Source organism: Lysobacter sp. P5_C4, assembly GCF_054049695.1.
The window spans coordinates 482,909-500,008 of sequence record NZ_JBFULX010000003.1 but is presented as its reverse complement, the minus strand read 5'-3'; the positions used below and the strand labels follow the sequence as shown (position 1 = coordinate 500,008).

The window sequence follows — 17,100 nt, the reverse complement described above, 5'->3', positions numbered from 1 at the left end:
CGTGGTGCACTGTCCACGCCAGCGCGATGCCCTCTCTCGGGCAAGGTGCCTTCGCGGTGATCGGATGGGTGGAGCACGGAGCGCGAAGTCTCTCTCCCTCCGGGAGAGGGTTGGGGAGACGGGCCGGACTTCAGCGCGTGAGTCGATTGTCGTCGCCGGATCCATGGCGTTTGTGACGCCTCGCGAGGCGCTGAAAACGGCGTCGATGGCGCTCTCAACGCCACGAGTTGCGTCGGCGCCGGAACAGATGGCGTTCCCAACGCCACGAGTTGCGTTGGCGCCGGAACCGATGACGTTCCTACCTGCTCCACCCATCAAATCGCCGCGAAGGCACCTTGCCCGAGAGAGGGCATCGCGCTGGCGTGGACAGTGCACCACGTATGCCGCGATGCCCTCGATGGGCGAGGTGCCGACCGCCTGGTGTGCTGGCTGTCGGCGCGCAAAGATCAACTACCGGCGTAAACATTCACCGAGTTGTGTCGCGCAACAACCAGACGTGGTGCGCAGCGGTGCGTCGTGTTGAAGGTCCTTTTGCGGAGTGTTTGCTTTTCACGGAGTCAAAAGGACCTTCAACACGGCGTGCCGATGCGCCCTGATCGAGGCGGCGCACGCAAACAACCGACGACAACCCTGCGCATTTGCTTTACCCCACCCAAAAAGAAACCCGCCATGCGGCGGGCTTCGTTCTGACCTCCCCTGGAGGGAGGTGGTTACTCTTCCGACGACTCCGGCGCCGCCGGCATCTCGCCACCCAGCATCTGCTGGATCATGTCGGCGAGTTCGGATTCGCTGAACGGCTTGGTGATGTAGGCCTTCGCACCCTGGCGCATGCCCCACACGCGGTCCGTGTCCTGATCCTTCGTCGTTACCAACACGATCGGAATGTGCTTGGTGGTCGCCTCCCGCGTGATCGAACGCGTGGCCTGGAACCCGTTGAGGTTCGGCATTACCACGTCCATCAGGATCAGGTCGGGCAACTCCCGCTTGGCGGCTTCCACGCCCGCGGCGCCGTCTTCGGCGGTCAACGCCTCGTGGCCGAGCTTTTCGACGATGCGGCGAATGCCCATCAACTGGGAGGGCGAGTCGTCGACGATCAGGATGCGAGCCATGGGGGTCCCCGGAGATTCTCGGCGCATTCTAACGGGGCTGCCCCGCGAGGCAAGCCACGCATTCACTGTTTTCGATTACAACCGCACCAGGGTGCGCCCCAGGGACGCCCCCGCCAGCATCGTGTCGAACACGACACCCAGCTCGCCCAGCTCGACTTCCCGCGTGCAGATGCGTTCCAGGTCGGCGGGTTTCCAGTCGGAAGCAAGCCGACGCCAGATCTCCTCCCGGATATCACACGCCGTGCCTGCCGAGGCCACGCCCAGCAGGGAGACGCCGCGAATGATGAAAGGCATGACGGTCGCGTGCAGTTCGTGCGACGCGGCCAGCCCCGCGGTGGCGACGTTGCCGTAGGGCGCGGTCTGCGCGAGCAGGCTGGTGAGCATCGCGCCGCCGACGTTGTCCAGGCCGCCGCCGAAGCGCGCGGTTTCCATCGGTCGTTTGGTTTCCAGCGCATCGCGGCCGAGGACGTCCTTCGCGCCGAGATCGCGCAGGTACGACGCCGCGTCGGGTTTGCCGCTGATCGCATGCACGTCGTAGCCGGCGCGCGAGAAGATCGCGACCGCCAATGACCCGACCCCGCCGGTCGCACCGGTCACCGCGAGCGGCCCGAGTGCCGGCGTTTGCCGGTTGTCTTCCATGCGCAACAGGGCGAGTGCAGCAGTGAAGCCCGCGGTGCCGAGGATCATGCTTTCGCGCAGCGACAAACCTCCCGGCAGCGCGACGGTCCACTGCGCGGGCAGCCGCACGAATTCGGAATAACCGCCGTCGCGGGTTTCGCTCAGGCCGCTGCCGGTGGCGAGCACGGCATCGCCTTCCTTGAAGCGCGGGTCGGTCGATGCAACGACGTGGCCAGCGACATCGATCCCGCCGACCAGCGGAAACTTGCGCAGGATCTTCCCTTTGCCCGTGCCCGCGAGTGCGTCCTTGTAGTTGACCGACGAGAACGCGGCGCGGATGACGACTTCGCCCGGCGCGAGATCCTCGAGCGTCACCTGCTCGATCCCGCTGCGATAGCCGGCGGCGTCCTCGTGGATGCGGAAGGCGGCGAACTTCGAGGGCACGTCGGTCATCAGCGGAGATCCTTTCGGCGTTTGCCATCCATGTGTTTCGAAGCATGCGCCGGTTCGTACGCACGCATCCATGCGATCAGCGCGTCGATGTCGTCGCCATGCCAGAGGTCGCGGCGTTGGTCGGGATGCAGGAAGCGTTCTTCCACCATGCGATCCATCATCGCGGTGAGGGGTTCATAGAACCCTGCGACGTCGAGGAATGCACACGGCTTATCCCCGAGGCCGAGTTGGCGCCACGTGAGCATCTCGAACATCTCGTCCAGCGTGCCGAAGCCGCCGGGCAGGGCGACGAAGGCGTCGCTCAGGTCGAACATGCGGGCCTTGCGCTCGTGCATGTTGGCGACGACGTCCAGGCGAGTCAGGCCGCGGTGCGCGACTTCCCAGCCGACGAGTTGTTCGGGGATCACGCCGATCACTTCACCGCCGGCCGCAAGCGCGGCATCGGCGACGACGCCCATCAGCCCGACGTTGCCGCCGCCGTAGACAACCGCGAGTCCCTCGCGCGCCAGGCGCGTGCCCAGTGCGGTGGCTTTGTCTGCGTATTCGGGGCGCGCGCCGTTGTTGGAGCCGCAGTACACGCACACCGCGCGCATCAATTCGACTCCAGCAGCGCGATGCCCGACATGCGCAGTTGCGCTTCGCGTTGCTTGCGCGGCGAGATGTTCAGCAGGAAATTCCAGAAGGCCGCGCCTTTCGGCTTCCGATTCAGGCGCATCGCGTCGGTCCACGTGGAATGCCATTCGCTTTCGCGCCAGCCGGCGTTGGCGAAAAACGCCGTGCCCTCGGCCGGGCCGAAGCGGAACGGCGCATTGCCGCTTTTCAGTGTCGGCGACCAGCGCTTTTCGAGGATCTTCAGCAGGCGCGGGGAGGCGAGGTCCATCAGCCACCAACGCGCGTGCGCGATGTCGTGCAGGTCGCGCGCCAAGGCGGCGACGTCGCTGGCTTCGAGGTAGATCAACAAGCCTTCGGTGATCGCGAGCACCGGGCCTTCTTCGGCAGCCTTCGCGAACACCGCTCTGCGCGTGTCGGCGTCGCGCAAATCGGCGGGAATGAATTCGAGCCGACACTTCGGTGTTTCAGCGGACATGCCGGTGCGGAAATAGTCGACCATTTCGGGCATGTCGACGTGCAGCCAGCGCAGGTCTGCGGGAAGGTCGAGGCGATAGGGACGTGCGTCGAGGCCGGCGGCGAGGTTCAGCACGGTCTTCGCGCCACTGCGCACCAGGCGCAGCACGATGTCGTCCATCACGCTGGTGCGGACGACCAGGGGCCAGCTTGTTTGCGAACCATCGGGAAGCGCTTCGACGATCGCCTGCCCGCGTGCACCGCCGAGGCGACGTGCGTAGGGATCATGGAAGAGCGCGTCGGGGCGCTCGGTTTCCATCGCGCGGTAGGTCGCGACCCAGAGCGCAGTGTCGGAGACGTTGCGGATGGGGTTGGTGTCTTCCATCGCAACGCCTCCTGACGACTCAGTTCGCTTTGTGGATCGCGCGCTTGTGAACCGCCATCGCTGCGTCGTGCACCGCTTCCGACAGCGTCGGATGCGCGTGGCAGATACGCGCGAGATCATCGGCCGAGCCGCTGAACTCCATCGCGAGCACGCCTTCGTGCACGAGTTCGGAGACGTTGACGCCGACCAGGTGCATGCCGACGATGCGGTCGGTCTCCGCGTGCGCGAGGACTTTCACGAAGCCCGCCGGTTCGGCCATCGCCACCGCGCGGCCCAGCGCCGCGAACGGGAAGCTGCCGGCCTTGTACGGAATGCCTTCGGCCTTGAGCTGTTCCTCGGTCTTGCCGACCCACGCGATTTCCGGTTCGGTGTAGATGACCCACGGAATCGTGTCGAGGTTGACGTGGCCCGGCAGGCCCGCGATCAACTCGGCCACTGCGATGCCTTCTTCGAAGCCCTTGTGCGCGAGCATCGGGCCGCGCACGCAGTCGCCGACGGCCCACACGCCGTCCACGCCGGTGTGGCAATGCTCGTCGACCTCGATCATGCCGCGCGCGTCGAGCTTGACGCCCGTGCCGTCCGCGAGGAGGCCCTTGGTCGCCGCACGACGGCCGACCGACACGAGCAGCTTGTCGACGGTGATTGTCTGTTCGCCCTTGGCGTCGCTGTAGGTCAAGACAACTTCATTGCCCTTGACCTCGGCCTTCGAGACCTTCGCGCCGAGGCGGATGTCGAGGCCCTGCTTCTTGAATTCGCGCGCGGCGGTCTTGGCGACTTCCGCGTCGGCGGCGGCCAGGAAATCCGGCAGCGCTTCGAGGATGGTGACTTCCGCGCCGAGGCGCTTCCACACCGAACCGAGTTCCAGCCCGATCACGCCGGCGCCGATCACGCCCATGCGCTTCGGCACTTCGGTGAAATCCAGCGCGCCGACGTTGTCGACGATCGTCTTGCCGTCGAACTTCGCGAACGGCAGTTCGATCGAATCCGAACCCGCGGCGATCACGACGTTCGTGCCCTTCAATTCCACCGTCGTGCCGTCGTGCTGCTTGACGGTGACCACGTTGCCCGTCTGCAGCTGGCCGAAGCCGTAGTACGGCGTGACCTTGTTTGCCTTGAACAGCATCGCGATGCCGCCGGTGAACTGCTTCACGATCTTGTCCTTGCGGCCGATCATCGTGCCGATGTCGATCGCAGGATTGGACGCGGTGATGCCGTGTTCGCCGAACAGGTGCGTCAAATTCCAGTACTGGCGCGAGCTGTCGAGCAGCGCCTTCGACGGGATGCAGCCCACGCGCAGGCACGTGCCGCCCAGGGCGGGCTTGCCGTCCTTGCCGAGCGCGGCGTCGATGCATGCCGTCTTGAGACCCAACTGCGCGGCGCGGATGGCGGCGTGGTAACCGGCGGGGCCGGCACCGATGACGATGACGTCGAAATTCTCTTTGAGAGCGGTCTCAGCCATTTTGTTTACATCCCCAACAGCATGCGGTGCGGATTTTCGAGCTGGTTCTTGATGTCGACCAGGAAGAGCACCGCGTCCTTGCCGTCGATGATGCGGTGGTCATAGCTCAGCGCGATGTACATCATCGGCGCGGCGACGACGACACCGTTCTCGACGATCGCGCGCTCCTTGATGGCGTGCATGCCGAGGATCGCGCTCTGCGGCGGGTTGACGATCGGCGTGGACATCAGCGAACCGAAGGTGCCGCCGTTGGTGATCGTGAACGTGCCGCCCTGCAGGTCTTCGAGTTTCAAGCCACCTTCGCGCGCGGCCTTCGCGTAGGCCGCGATGCCCGCTTCGATTTCGGCGAAGCCCATGCGTTCGACGTTGCGCAGCACCGGCGTGACCAGGCCCTTCTCGGTCGACACGGCGATCGAGATGTCGGCGTAGCCGTGGTAGATCACGTCGTTGCCGTCGACCGAAGCGTTCACGGCCGGGTGGCGCGCGAGTGCGTTGGCGGCGGCCTTCGCGAAGAAGCTCATGAAGCCGAGCTTGATGCCGTTGGCCTTCTCGAACGATTCGCCGAGGTCCTTGCGCATCTGCATGACCTTCGCGAGGTTGACCTCGTTGAAGGAGGTCAGCATCGCGATGGAATTCTTCGACTGCATCAGGCGCTCGGCGATGCGCGCGCGCATCCGCGTCATCGGCACGCGCTGTTCCGGGCGCGCCGAGGCGGCGACGGTGCCGCCGGTCTTCGCGTAGTTGACGAGATCTTCCTTCGTCACCGCGCCACGGCGACCGGTGCCTTCGACATTCGACGGATCGATGCCTTCGGAGGCGGCGGTGAAGCGCGCGCCGGGCGGGAGTTCGCCGGAAGCGGTTGCGGGGACGGCCTTCGCGGGTGCGGCAGCGGCTTTCGCCGGCGCGGCGGGCGCAGCGGCAGCCGGAGCAGCCGCAGCGGCCTTCGGCGCTTCGGCCTTCGCCGGCGTCGCAGTGGCGGCGGCGCCTTCCTCGATCACGGCGATGACCTGCTGCGAGGTGACCGTCGCGCCTTCTTCGAACTTGATTTCCTTCAGCACGCCGTCGACGGGCGAGGGCACTTCCAGCACGACCTTGTCGGTCTCCAGGTCCAGCAGGTTTTCGTCGCGCTTGACCGCTTCACCGGCCTTCTTGTGCCAGCTGGCGATGGTCGCGTCGGAAACGGATTCGGGAAGGACCGGAACTTTGACTTCGATGGCCATATCAGGCGTCCTGGGTTCGATAAGGGGTGCGAGCGATCATTCCGGGCACGCGTCGCCATGCACGGGATTGACCAGTGCATCGGCGACGAGCGCGGTCTGCTCGGCGACATGTTCGGCAAGATGGCCCGCGGCGGGCGAGGGCGAACGCAAACGACCGGCGTAGTTGAGCGTCTGCTTGCCCTGCAGGCAGAACCGCAGGTGGTGCTGGATCTGGTACCACGCGCCCTGGTTCTGCGGTTCTTCCTGGCACCACACGACTTCGGTGGCCGAGGGGAAGCGCTGCAGTTCGGCAACCAGTTGCGCGCGCGGGAAGGGATACAACTGTTCGACGCGCACGATCGCCACGTCCTTGATCTCGCGCTTGAGCGCTTCCTCGATCAGGTCGTAGTAGACCTTGCCGCCGCACACGACGACGCGCTTGACCTTCTTCAGGTCGGCGGGCTTCGACGAGACGTTGCTCGCGGGGATCAATTCCTGGAATTCGCCGTTGGCCAGTTCGTCCAGCGACGACACCGCGAGCTTGTGGCGCAGCAGCGACTTCGGCGTCATGACCACGAGCGGCTTGCGCGTATCCATGCGTTGCTGGCGGCGGATCATGTGGAAGGCCTGCGCCGGCGTGGTCGGCGTGCAGACGAGCATGTTGTCCAGCGCGCACAACTGCAGGAAGCGCTCCAGGCGCGCTGAGCTGTGTTCCGGGCCCTGGCCTTCGTAGCCGTGCGGCAGGAACAGCGCGAGACCGCACAGGCGGCCCCACTTGGCTTCGCCCGACGACAGGAACTGGTCGATCACCACCTGCGCGCCGTTGGCGAAATCGCCGAACTGCGCTTCCCAGATGTCGAGCGTGATGGGATCGGCGGTGGCGTAGCCATATTCGAACGCCATCACCGCTTCCTCGCTGAGCAGCGAGTCGATGATCGCGACGTCCTTCTTGTCCTGCACCAGTTCGCGCAGCGGCAGGTAGTAGGCGTCGGTGTTCTGGTCGTGCAGGATCGCGTGGCGGTGGAAGAAGGTGCCGCGCCCGCAGTCCTGGCCGACCAGGCGCAGCTTGTTGCCTTCGGTCAGCAGCGTCGCGTACGCCAGGTTTTCGGCGAAGCCCCAGTCGCCCGGGAGTTCGCCGGCCGCCATCTTGCGGCGGTCTTCGTAGATCTTCGCCACGCGCGGATGCAGCTTGACGGTGTCCGGGATCGCGTTGATCTGCGAAGCGAGTTTGTCGATTTGCGCGCGCGGCACTTTCGTGTCGACCGGATCCGACAACTTGCCCTTGAAGCGCGACCAGTCGACGGCGAATGCATCGTTCTTGACTTCGACGACTTCGGTGGTCACTTCGCCGGCGTCGAGCTTGTTGCGATACGCATCGACCAGGGCCTGCGATTGCTCGGCCCTGATTTCGCCGGCGGCGTCCAGCTTCGCGGCGTAGAGCTCGCGCGTGGTCTTCATCGCGCGGATCTTCTGGTACATCAACGGCTGCGTGGCCGCCGGTTCATCGGCTTCGTTGTGGCCGTGGCGGCGGTAGCAGACCAGGTCGACGACGACGTCCTTCAGGAAGCGCTGGCGGAAGTCGTACGCCAGCTCGGCGACAAATGCGACGGCTTCGGGATCATCGCCATTCACGTGCAGCACCGGCGCGCCGACCATCTTGGCCACGTCCGTGCAGTAGAGCGTCGAGCGCGCGTCTTCGGCGGCGCTGGTCGTGAAGCCGACCTGGTTGTTGATGACGATGTGCAGCGTGCCGCCGACGTTGAAGCCGCGCGCCTGCGACATCTGGAACAGTTCCATCACCACGCCCTGGCCGGCGAACGCGGCGTCGCCGTGCATCAGGATCGGCAGGACGGACTTGCGTTCGGTGTCCTTGCGGCGCATCTGGCGCGAGCGCACGGAACCGACGACCACGGGATCGACGATTTCCAGGTGCGAGGGATTGAACGCGAGGGCCAGGTGCACCGGGCCGCCCTGCGAAGCGACATCGGCGGAGAAGCCCATGTGGTATTTCACGTCGCCGGTGTGCGCGCGATCGTCGTGTTCGAACTTGCCTTCGAACTCGTCGAACAACTTGCGCGGCGGCTTGCCCAGGGTGTTGACCAGCACGTTGAGGCGGCCGCGGTGGGCCATGCCCATCACGACTTCGCGCACGCCTTCGGCGCCGCCGCGACCGATGATCACGTCGAGCATCGGGATCAGGCTGTCGCCGCCTTCCAGCGAGAAGCGCTTCTGGCCGACGTACTTGGTGTGCAGGTAGCGCTCGAGGCCTTCGGCGGCGGTGAGGCGCTCCAGGATGCGGGCCTTTTGCTCCGGCGTGCGGCCGTAATTGCCGCCAGCGGTTTCCAGGCGGTCCTGCATCCACCGACGTTGTTCGACGTCGGTGATGTGCATGTACTCGACACCGATCGGGCCGGTGTACGTGGACTTCAGCACGCCGACGATGTCGCGCAACTTCATGCGCGGCTTGCCGGCCAGGCCGCCGGTGGAGAACTCGGCGTCGAGGTCGCCGTCGGACAGGTGGTGGAAGCCGAGCGCCAGGTCCGGCGCGTCGGGCTTGACCGCCATGCCGAGGGGATCGAGGTTGGCCTGCAGGTGTCCGCGCGAGCGGTAGGCAGTGATCAGGCGACCCACCGAACGCTCGCGGGCATCGCCCGCGCCGCCGGCGGCGGGGGCATCGAGCAGGCCGCGCGCGGCGCGGCGGCCGGCGTCGGCGACCTGTTCCATCACCACGCTGTGCGGGATATCACCGGCTTCGCGGCCCTTGAGGCCGTCGAAATACGCCTTCCATTTCGGCCCGACCGACTCCGGGGCGACCAGGTACTGCTCGTACAGGTCCTCGAGATAGGCGGCGTTGGCGCCGAGTTGGGAGGACTGCGCAAACTGCTTCAGGAGACTGTCCACAATGCGGTCGGGAAGCTCTTCGATGGGGGCAAGCGGGTGCGCGCTCAAGTCCGATCATGCAGACGAGGCGCGAAAGGCCGGGAATTATAGCCCTGCGAATCAGAGCCCTGCACCCAAATGAATGGGTTGGGATGCTTCAGATGCCCAATGCGCGGTACTCGCTCACCGGTCGCGCGCGTTCCCACACCGCCATGAACGCCCCGCGCAACTGCCGCGCCCGGCCCGGTGCGTGGAGGTCGGCTTCGCCGTCGAAGCGGTGGCCGAGGGTGCGGAAGTAATAGCCGCCCAGGTCGTTGGCGAGGTAGGCGGAGGGGTAGGCCTTGTCCACCGGATCGTCGACTTCGCGGAACAAGAAGACGCTGGGCAGGCGTTGGGCAAGCGCGAGTAGCGGCGCGTGCCCGCGCTGCGGCGCCGCCGCATCCTGCAGCAACACGCGTAGCTCGTGACCACGCCCGGCGGTACCGAACCGGCGCAGCGCGTCCAGGACGGGCGGTGCATCGAGCAGGCCGGGGTCGAGGTCGCGGGTGTAGAGCCACAGGCTGCGGCGCGCGTCCTCCACGATGTCGACGATGGTGGCGATCGCCGTATCGCGATGATCGATGGCCGCCGGGCCGCCGAGCATGCGGCGCATCGATTGATGTTCGATGCCCGCTTCCCAGAAACGCTCGCCGTAAGGTTGGAAGCCATGGCGTAGGTAGAAGGGGATGGCCGGGGTCTGCGCGTGCAGCGAAATCTCGCGCCAGCCGCGGTGCCGCGCCTGTTCGATCAGCGCGAGCAGCATCGCGTCGCCGACGCCCTTGCCGCGCCATTCCCGCAACACGGCCATGCGGCCGATCTTGTGTTCGGGCGTCAGGCGGCCGGTGCCGATGGGCGTGCCGTCGAGCGCACGTGCGAGCACGTGCACGCATTGCGGGTCCAGATCGTCCCATTCCAGGTCGAGGGGAACCTGCTGTTCCTCGACGAACACGATCTCGCGCACCGCGCGCAGTTGGTTGAGCGCCGCTTCGTAATCGACGGCCTCGATGCGGAAGGGCTGGCTGGGTTCGCTGTCCATGGCGGTCACTCGTCCTCGTCGATCAGCATTTGGTAGTGCCCTGCTTCCACCAACGCAAAGACGGCATCGCGCCCGGCCTGCGAAAGGCCGAGGTATTGCCGACCTTCGAGCGTGTCCGCGCCCGCCAATGTCTTCGCGTCCTTCACGGGCATGGCGAAGGCCAGGCCGCTGACGAACAAATGGCCGCCCTTGCCGGCGCGGCGCCACACCGCGCGCGACCAGGGGTGGCGCGACAGGCGGGCGCCCTGGCCCAGGTCCCATTCCAGTTCGATGCGCGAGGGCGTGGCGTCGGGCGCCTGCACTTCACCCGCGGCGCGGTAGAGCGTGGAAAAGCGCGCGAACCAATCGCCGAGGCGCTCGGGGTCGTTCATGCGCAACGCATTCAGCGCGGCGATCGCGCGGTCGATCGCCGCGGCGTCGATCTCGTTCGGATCGGCGGGTACCGCAAGATCGGGATCGGCGTAGCGCAGCGATTCGTCGGCGTCGGCGGCAAGCGTATCGACGAAGTCGCCGAGCAACTCGGCCGTGGAGGGCGCGCGCATGCCGATCGAGAAGGTCAGGCACGGATCTTCGGCGACGCCGTGGTGCGGCACGCCGGGCGGGAGATAGAGCATGTCGCCGGGGCCGAGGACCCAGTCGTGCGTCGGATGGAAGTCGCGCAGCAGCTTGAGTTCGACATCGTCGCGGAAGGCGATGTCCGGTTTCTCGCCGGCATCGATCTGCCAGCGCCGGTGGCCGTGCGCCTGCAGCAGGAACACGTCGTACTGGTCGACGTGCGCGCCGACCGAGCCGCCGGTGGCGGCGAAGGACACCATGATGTCGTCGATGCGCCAGCGCGGCAGGAACCCGAAGGCGGGCAACAACGCGGCGACGTCGGCGTCCCATTTGTCGACGTCCTGCACCAGCAAGGTCCAATCGTGGTCGCCGAGTTCCGGGAAGAGCGCTTCTTCGAACGGCCCATGCCGCACCATCCACGAATCGCCTGCGCGGTCGTGCGCGATCAGCCGCGACAACGCGGCTTCTTCGCACGCCAGGCCTGCGAGGTCTTCCGGCGCGATCGGCGAAACAAAACCGGGAAACGCGTTGCGGATGAGCAGCGGGCGCTTCTGCCAGTAATCGCGCAGGAAAATTTCGGGCGGCATGCCGAGCGGCGGCAAGTGCGCGGCGTCGACGTCGAGGGGCAGGGCGTTCTTGCGTTTCATTGCGATGCGATCTCGTCGTAACCGCGGCCGAGGAATTGCAGCAGGCACCAGCCGTGTCCCCACGGATCGGCCAGTTGCACGATGCGGCCCCAGCCGGCCTCGCGCACCGCCCCTTCCTGCACGGCGCCGGCGGCGACCGCGCGGATCAAGGCGGCGTCGAGGTCATCGACGACGACATCGACGTGCACGGGCGTCCAATGCCGGAGGTAGTCGCGCGCCGCGGCGCCGGCACCAATCGTGCCGGCTTGCTTGTGAAGCAGGTAGATCGGCACGTCGCCACCGAGCAGTTCGAGCGCGTCGTTGCCGAAGCGGCGCCCGCGGTGCAAGCCGAAGGCTTCGCTGTAGAAACGCTCGGCCGTGGCGATCTCGGGGACGTCGATGTTGACCAGCATCCGCATCGCGCCGCCTCCATTGCTGTCGATCAGATGTCCTTCGCGAGGCGTTCGGCCAGGCCGATGTACGTCGCGGGCGTAAGTTGCGCCAGGCGTGCGCGGGCATCGTCGGGCAGGTCGAGCGAAGCGATGAACGATTTCATCGAATCGGCCGTGATGCCCGTGCCACGCGTGAGCGCCTTGAGTTGTTCGTACGGATTCGGCAAACCGTGGCGGCGCATCACCGTTTGCACGGCTTCTGCCAGCACTTCCCACGCGGCGTCGAGGTCGGCGGCCAGGCGGTCGGGATTGGTGCTGAGCTTGTTGAGACCGCGCAACAGTGCATCGAAGCCGATCATCGAATGGCCGAACGCGGTCCCGAGCGCGCGCAGCACCGTGGAATCGGTGAGGTCGCGCTGCCAGCGGCTGATCGGCAGCTTGGCGGCGAAGTGTTCGAACAAGGCATTGGCGATGCCGAAGTTGCCTTCCGCATTTTCGAAGTCGATCGGGTTGACCTTGTGCGGCATCGTCGAGCTGCCCACTTCCCCGGCCTTCACCGCCTGCTTGAAGTAGCCCAGCGAGATGTAGCCCCAGATGTCGCGGCACAGGTCGATGGCGATGGTGTCGATGCGCTTGCAGGCATCGCACAGTTCGGCGACGCCGTCGTGCGGCTCGATCTGCGTGGTGTAGGGCTGGAAGTCCAGGCCGAGCGAGGCGACGAAACCCCGTGCGAGCTTCGGCCAGTCGACATCCGGATACGCGCTGGCGTGGGCGTTGTAATTGCCGACCGCGCCGTTGATCTTGCCCGGCATCGGCAGCGCGGCGAGCACGCTGCGCTGGCGGTCCAGGCGGGCGACGACATTCGCCAGTTCCTTGCCGACGGTCGTCGGCGAGGCGGTCTGGCCGTGCGTGCGCGAAAGCATCGGCAGCGCGGCGTGTTCGTGCGCCATCGCGCGCAGCCTGGCGATCAGTTCGTCGAGCTTGGGCAGCAGCACCGTGTCGCGCGCTTCGCGCAGCATCAATGCGTAGGACAGATTGTTGATGTCTTCGCTGGTGCAGGCGAAATGGACGAATTCGAGCGCGGGGCCGAGCGCGGCGTCGTCCTTCAGCGTTTCCTTGATGAAGTATTCGACCGCCTTGACGTCGTGGTTGGTCGTGCGTTCGATCTCCTTCACCCGCGCGGCGCTGGCGACGGAGAAATCGGTGGCCAGCGCCTGCAGGCGCGCGCGTGCGGTCTTGTCGAAGGCGGGAAGTTCGACGATCCCCGCTTCGTCGCCCAGCGCGAGCAGCCATTCGACTTCCACGCGCACCCGCGCCTTGATCAGCCCGTACTCGGAAAAGATCGGGCGCAGCGCGTCGACCTTGCCCGCATAGCGGCCGTCGAGCGGGGACAGGGCGAGGAGCGGGGCGTCGGTCATCGAGGTCGGTTCGGGGCGGCGGGCGCGCAAGTTTAAACGGTCGCGGGCGTATGCTCCCGCCGACCGGCTGGAGGAGGCCCCATGGCAAAGCGAACCACCCGATCCGCAAGCAAGCGCGGCGACCGCATCGAGCACGACAGCATGGGCGAGCTGCGCGTTCCCGCCGATGCACTGTGGGGCGCGCAGACCCAGCGCGCGGTGCAGAACTTCCCCATTTCCGGGCGGCCGATGCCGCGCGGGTTCATCCGCGCGCTCGGGCTCATCAAGGCCGCGGCGGCCGAGGTGAATGCCGGGCTCGGCCTGTTGCCCAAACGCCAGGCCGCGGCGATCCGCGCGGCGGCGCTGGCGGTGGCCGAAGGCGCATGGGATACGCACTTCCCGATCGATATCTATCAAACCGGCTCGGGCACCTCGAGCAACATGAATGCCAACGAGGTCATCGCCGCGCTCGCATCGCAAACCGGCAAGGCGGTGCATCCGAACGACGACGTCAACCTCGGGCAGAGTTCCAACGACGTCATTCCCACCGCGATCCGCGTCTCGGCGCAACTGGCGGTGGTCGAAGACCTGTTGCCGGCGCTGGATCACCTGCGCCGTACGATCGAACGCAAGGGCCGCGAGAACGGCAAGGTCGTCAAGACCGGGCGCACGCACCTGATGGATGCGATGCCGCTGACGTTCGAACAGGAATTCGGTGCGTGGGCTGCGCAGTTGGCATCCGCGCGCGACCGCCTGGTCGACGCAGGCAAGCGCGTGCGACGCCTGCCGATCGGCGGCACCGCGATCGGTACAGGCATCAACGCCGACGCGCGTTTCGGCAAGCGCATGGCGAAGGCGTTGAGCGATTTGTCGGGCACGCGATTCGAATCGGCGGCGGACAAGTTCGAAGGCATCGCATCGCAGGACGACGCAGTCGAGCTTTCCGGCCAGCTCAACGTCCTCGCCGTCGCGCTGATGAAGATCGCCAACGACCTGCGATGGATGAACGCAGGGCCGCTCGCGGGGTTGGGCGAAATCGAATTGCCTGCGTTGCAACCCGGCAGTTCGATCATGCCGGGCAAGGTCAATCCGGTGATTCCCGAAGCGACATGCATGGTGTGCGCGCAGGTGATGGGGCAGCACGCGACGGTGTCGATCGCCGGTGCGTCCGGCAACTTCCAGCTCAACGTGATGCTGCCGTTGATCGGGGCGAACCTGCTCGAGTCGATCCGCCTGCTGTCGAGCGTGATGCGCCTGCTGGCCGATTCGGCGATCGAAGGCCTGAAGGTGCGCAAGGACAAGGTCGACGAAGCGCTCGGCCGCAATCCGATCCTCGTGACCGCGCTCAACCCGGTGATCGGTTACGAGAAGGCCGCGGCGATCGCCAAGCGCGCGTACGCGGAGAAGCGCCCGGTGTTCGACGTGGCGCTGGAGATGAGCGGCTTGCCGGCCGCGAAACTCAAGGCATTGCTGGATCCGGCGGCGCTCACCAGGGGCGGCATCGGTGCCGGTGGCGCAGGCGGCGGCGGCTAAAAAAAAGCCCCGGCGCGAGCCGGGGCAGTTGGGGGGTACAACATCCTTTCCAGGAGATCTCAGTTGTCGTCGCGCCAGCGGCGGAGGCGGATGGCGGCGACGATCATCGCGATGCCGGCCGCCGCACCGATCCACATCTGGGGCGTGGCGAACACCGAGTACATGCTCTGGATGTGGGACAGCGCGTCGAAGTCGGCGGGGTTGTCGATGTGCATGTCCTGCGCCGTCATCCACATGCCCGGGAAGACGGAGGTCAGCGCGCGGAGCACGATGTGCTGCCAGAACCAGCCGGTGTCGAGGTTGAAGACGTTCATCACGTCGAACCAGGCCACGAAGATGCCGGCGAACACGGGGATCATCACCGCCCACAGGAAGGGCTTGGTGCGTGCCCAGGCAGAGCAGAGCATCAGCCAGCCGACGGTCGGCAGCGCCCACATCGCGTACACCGGGATCGAGGCGACCAGCGTGCCGGCGACTTCCAGCGGATTGCCCACGCCCCAGTAGAAGGTGAAGGGGTTCAGGCCGTGCATCGGCATGACGAGCGTGACGACCAGGCCGAAGGCGAACATCGTGGCGACGGCCGCGCCGGTGGCGATGACCGGTGCGACGATCAACGCGCTGGCGGCCTTCGACAACACCGTGTCGCGATCGGACACCGGCAGCGATTTCCAGAACAGCACGCTGCGGTCCTTGCGCTCGTCGTACAGCGCGCCCAGGCAGTAGAAGAAGACCACGAAGCCCAGCACGATGTAGGGCCACAGCGAGGAGACCAGCAGCGAGGCGTCGACCGCCTTGCCCCATTGTTCCAGGTCGCTCGCCGACATCCTGTCGGTGATGTGGGAAAAGTTCAGCCCGTTGATCTGGATGCTGTCGCCGTGGAACTTGCCTGCCGAGATCGCCTTGCGTGCACCGACTTCGGCCACGAGCAGCGCCATCAGCGCGAGCACGACCGAGATGCCGCCGGCGATGATCGGCGCCCAGAAGAACCCGCCCTTGTGCTCCCAGAACTCGCGGCGCAGCAACAGCTTGAACTTGTGGGTCGGGTGGGGCGCGGCCACGGGTGCGCGGCGCGGTTCGCCATCAAAGGTGGATGCGTTCATGCGTAGGTGCCCTTCATGGTGGCGACGAACAGGTCGGCGAGGCCCGGCACGCGGGTTTCGCCCAGGCCGGCGAGGCGGTTTTGCTCGACACCGTCGAACAACATCACCGTCTTGCCGAACGGCAGGCTGCGCTCGTCGATCGGGCGCAGGTTGCGTGCTTCTTCGGTGCGGTCGGCGTTGACGAGGACTTCGACGTAACGCTGGCCCACTTCATCCATCGGCGCGGACAACACGATCTTGCCGTCGCGGATGAACATCACGTCGGTGAGGATGTGTTCGATCTCCTCGACCTGGTGGGTGGTGATCACGATCGTCTTGTTCTCGTCGAAGTAATCCTCCAGCAGGCGCTGGTAGAACTGCTTGCGATACAGGATGTCCAGGCCGAGCGTCGGCTCGTCGAGCACGAGCAGCTTGGCGTCGATCGCCATCACCAGGGCCAGGTGCAATTGCACGATCATGCCCTTGGACAACTCGCGCACCTTCATGTTGGGCTTGAGCTGGGTGTTGGCGAGGAAGCGTTCGCAGCGTGCGCGGTCGAAGCGCGGGTGCACGCCGGCGACGAACTCGATCGCTTCGCGCACGCGGATCCAGCGCGGCAGCACCGCGACGTCGGCAATGAAGCACACGTCGTTCATCAGCGCATCGCGTTCGGTGCGCGGGTCGCGGCCGAGGACGCGCAGGTCGCCTTCGAACGGGATCAGGCCGAGCAGTGCCTTGAGCGCGGTGGTCTTGCCGGCGCCGTTCGGGCCGATGAGGCCGACGATGCGGCCCTGCGGGATCTCGAAGGCGGTGTTGTCCAGCGCGACCTTGTTCTTGTAGGCCTTGCGCAGGTTGCGTGCGCTGACGACGGACTGGGTTTCGACGGACACGTTCATGCCTGGCCTCCGTTGGGGGCGGCGGTCGCGTTGCGCAGCAAGCGGTCGAGCGAAAGGCCCAGGCGCTGGATGCGTTCCAGCACGAGCGGCCATTCTTCGCGCAGGAAGCGCTCGCGCTCGCTGCCCAGCAGTTTTTCCGAAGCCCCTTCCGTGACGTACATGCCGAGTCCCCTGCGTTTTTCGACGATGGCTTCGTCCGCGAGCTCCTGGTAGGCGCGCGAGACGGTGATTGGGTTGAGTTGGTATTCGGCGGCCACCTGGCGCACCGAGGGCAGCGCGTCTCCCGGCTTCAGGATGCCGTCGAGCAACATCGCCACGACGCGTTCCTTCAGCTGGCGGTAGATGGGAGCGCCGTCGCTCCATTCGATTGCGGTCATGG

15 protein-coding genes are annotated in these 17,100 nt (G+C 66.3%); 1 reads left to right on the top strand and 14 read right to left on the bottom strand.

Annotated features, from left to right (window positions below; all coding sequences use genetic code 11):
• Positions 1 to 710: 710 nt before the first annotated feature.
• The 11 genes from pilH to purB form a co-directional block, all read right to left on the bottom strand.
• Complete coding sequence (gene pilH, locus ACXJJ8_RS10305) at positions 711 to 1,109, bottom strand: twitching motility response regulator PilH (protein ID WP_499029575.1); 399 nt, start codon at positions 1,107 to 1,109, stop codon at positions 711 to 713.
• 75 nt (positions 1,110 to 1,184) lie between these two features.
• A complete protein-coding gene (locus tag ACXJJ8_RS10300; protein WP_499029572.1) occupies positions 1,185 to 2,180 on the bottom strand; it encodes a YhdH/YhfP family quinone oxidoreductase in 996 nt (331 codons plus the stop codon).
• Positions 2,180 to 2,773 (bottom strand): LOG family protein, encoded by a 594-nt coding sequence (locus ACXJJ8_RS10295; RefSeq protein ID WP_499029570.1) that lies wholly within the window; start codon positions 2,771 to 2,773, stop codon positions 2,180 to 2,182. The genes ACXJJ8_RS10300 and ACXJJ8_RS10295 overlap by 1 nt, the downstream gene beginning before the upstream one ends.
• Complete coding sequence (locus tag ACXJJ8_RS10290; RefSeq protein WP_499029568.1) at positions 2,773 to 3,630, bottom strand: class I SAM-dependent methyltransferase; 858 nt, start codon at positions 3,628 to 3,630, stop codon at positions 2,773 to 2,775. The genes ACXJJ8_RS10295 and ACXJJ8_RS10290 overlap by 1 nt, the downstream gene beginning before the upstream one ends.
• Positions 3,631 to 3,649: 19 nt before the next feature.
• The gene (lpdA, locus tag ACXJJ8_RS10285; protein WP_499029567.1) at positions 3,650 to 5,089 is read right to left on the bottom strand and encodes a dihydrolipoyl dehydrogenase; all 1,440 of its coding nucleotides are present in this window, start codon (positions 5,087 to 5,089) and stop codon (positions 3,650 to 3,652) included.
• 5 nt (positions 5,090 to 5,094) lie between these two features.
• Positions 5,095 to 6,309, bottom strand: coding sequence for a dihydrolipoyllysine-residue succinyltransferase (gene sucB, locus ACXJJ8_RS10280; RefSeq protein WP_499029565.1), 1,215 nt, complete (start codon positions 6,307 to 6,309; stop codon positions 5,095 to 5,097).
• A gap of 36 nt (positions 6,310 to 6,345) precedes the next feature.
• Entirely contained in the window at positions 6,346 to 9,189 is a 2,844-nt protein-coding gene (locus tag ACXJJ8_RS10275) for a 2-oxoglutarate dehydrogenase E1 component (protein ID WP_499029612.1), read from the bottom strand.
• A gap of 136 nt (positions 9,190 to 9,325) precedes the next feature.
• On the bottom strand, positions 9,326 to 10,243 hold the full coding sequence (locus ACXJJ8_RS10270; RefSeq protein ID WP_499029563.1) for a GNAT family N-acetyltransferase: 918 nt from the start codon (positions 10,241 to 10,243) through the stop codon (positions 9,326 to 9,328).
• Between the two features lie 5 nt (positions 10,244 to 10,248).
• Positions 10,249 to 11,451, bottom strand: coding sequence for a JmjC domain-containing protein (locus ACXJJ8_RS10265; RefSeq protein ID WP_499029610.1), 1,203 nt, complete (start codon positions 11,449 to 11,451; stop codon positions 10,249 to 10,251).
• Positions 11,442 to 11,843, bottom strand: coding sequence for a VOC family protein (locus ACXJJ8_RS10260; protein WP_499029560.1), 402 nt, complete (start codon positions 11,841 to 11,843; stop codon positions 11,442 to 11,444). Before ACXJJ8_RS10260 ends, ACXJJ8_RS10265 begins: the two co-directional genes overlap by 10 nt.
• 23 nt (positions 11,844 to 11,866) lie before the next feature.
• Positions 11,867 to 13,234, bottom strand: a complete 1,368-nt coding sequence (purB, locus tag ACXJJ8_RS10255; RefSeq protein ID WP_499029558.1) for an adenylosuccinate lyase — start codon at positions 13,232 to 13,234, stop codon at positions 11,867 to 11,869.
• Positions 13,235 to 13,315: 81 nt separating this feature from the next.
• Between purB and ACXJJ8_RS10250 the strand changes: the two genes are divergently transcribed.
• Positions 13,316 to 14,746, top strand: coding sequence for a class II fumarate hydratase (locus tag ACXJJ8_RS10250; RefSeq protein WP_499029556.1), 1,431 nt, complete (start codon positions 13,316 to 13,318; stop codon positions 14,744 to 14,746).
• A gap of 59 nt (positions 14,747 to 14,805) precedes the next feature.
• Here ACXJJ8_RS10250 and ACXJJ8_RS10245 read toward each other — a convergent pair whose 3' ends face one another.
• From ACXJJ8_RS10245 to ACXJJ8_RS10235, 3 genes are read right to left on the bottom strand one after another with little or no spacing between them, the layout of a single operon-like run.
• On the bottom strand, positions 14,806 to 15,846 hold the full coding sequence (locus ACXJJ8_RS10245) for a hypothetical protein (RefSeq protein ID WP_499029554.1): 1,041 nt from the start codon (positions 15,844 to 15,846) through the stop codon (positions 14,806 to 14,808).
• Entirely contained in the window at positions 15,843 to 16,721 is an 879-nt protein-coding gene (locus ACXJJ8_RS10240) for an ABC transporter ATP-binding protein (protein ID WP_499029551.1), read from the bottom strand. Before ACXJJ8_RS10240 ends, ACXJJ8_RS10245 begins: the two co-directional genes overlap by 4 nt.
• Entirely contained in the window at positions 16,718 to 17,098 is a 381-nt protein-coding gene (locus ACXJJ8_RS10235; protein WP_156642568.1) for a GntR family transcriptional regulator, read from the bottom strand. The genes ACXJJ8_RS10240 and ACXJJ8_RS10235 overlap by 4 nt, the downstream gene beginning before the upstream one ends.
• Positions 17,099 to 17,100: the final 2 nt, after the last annotated feature.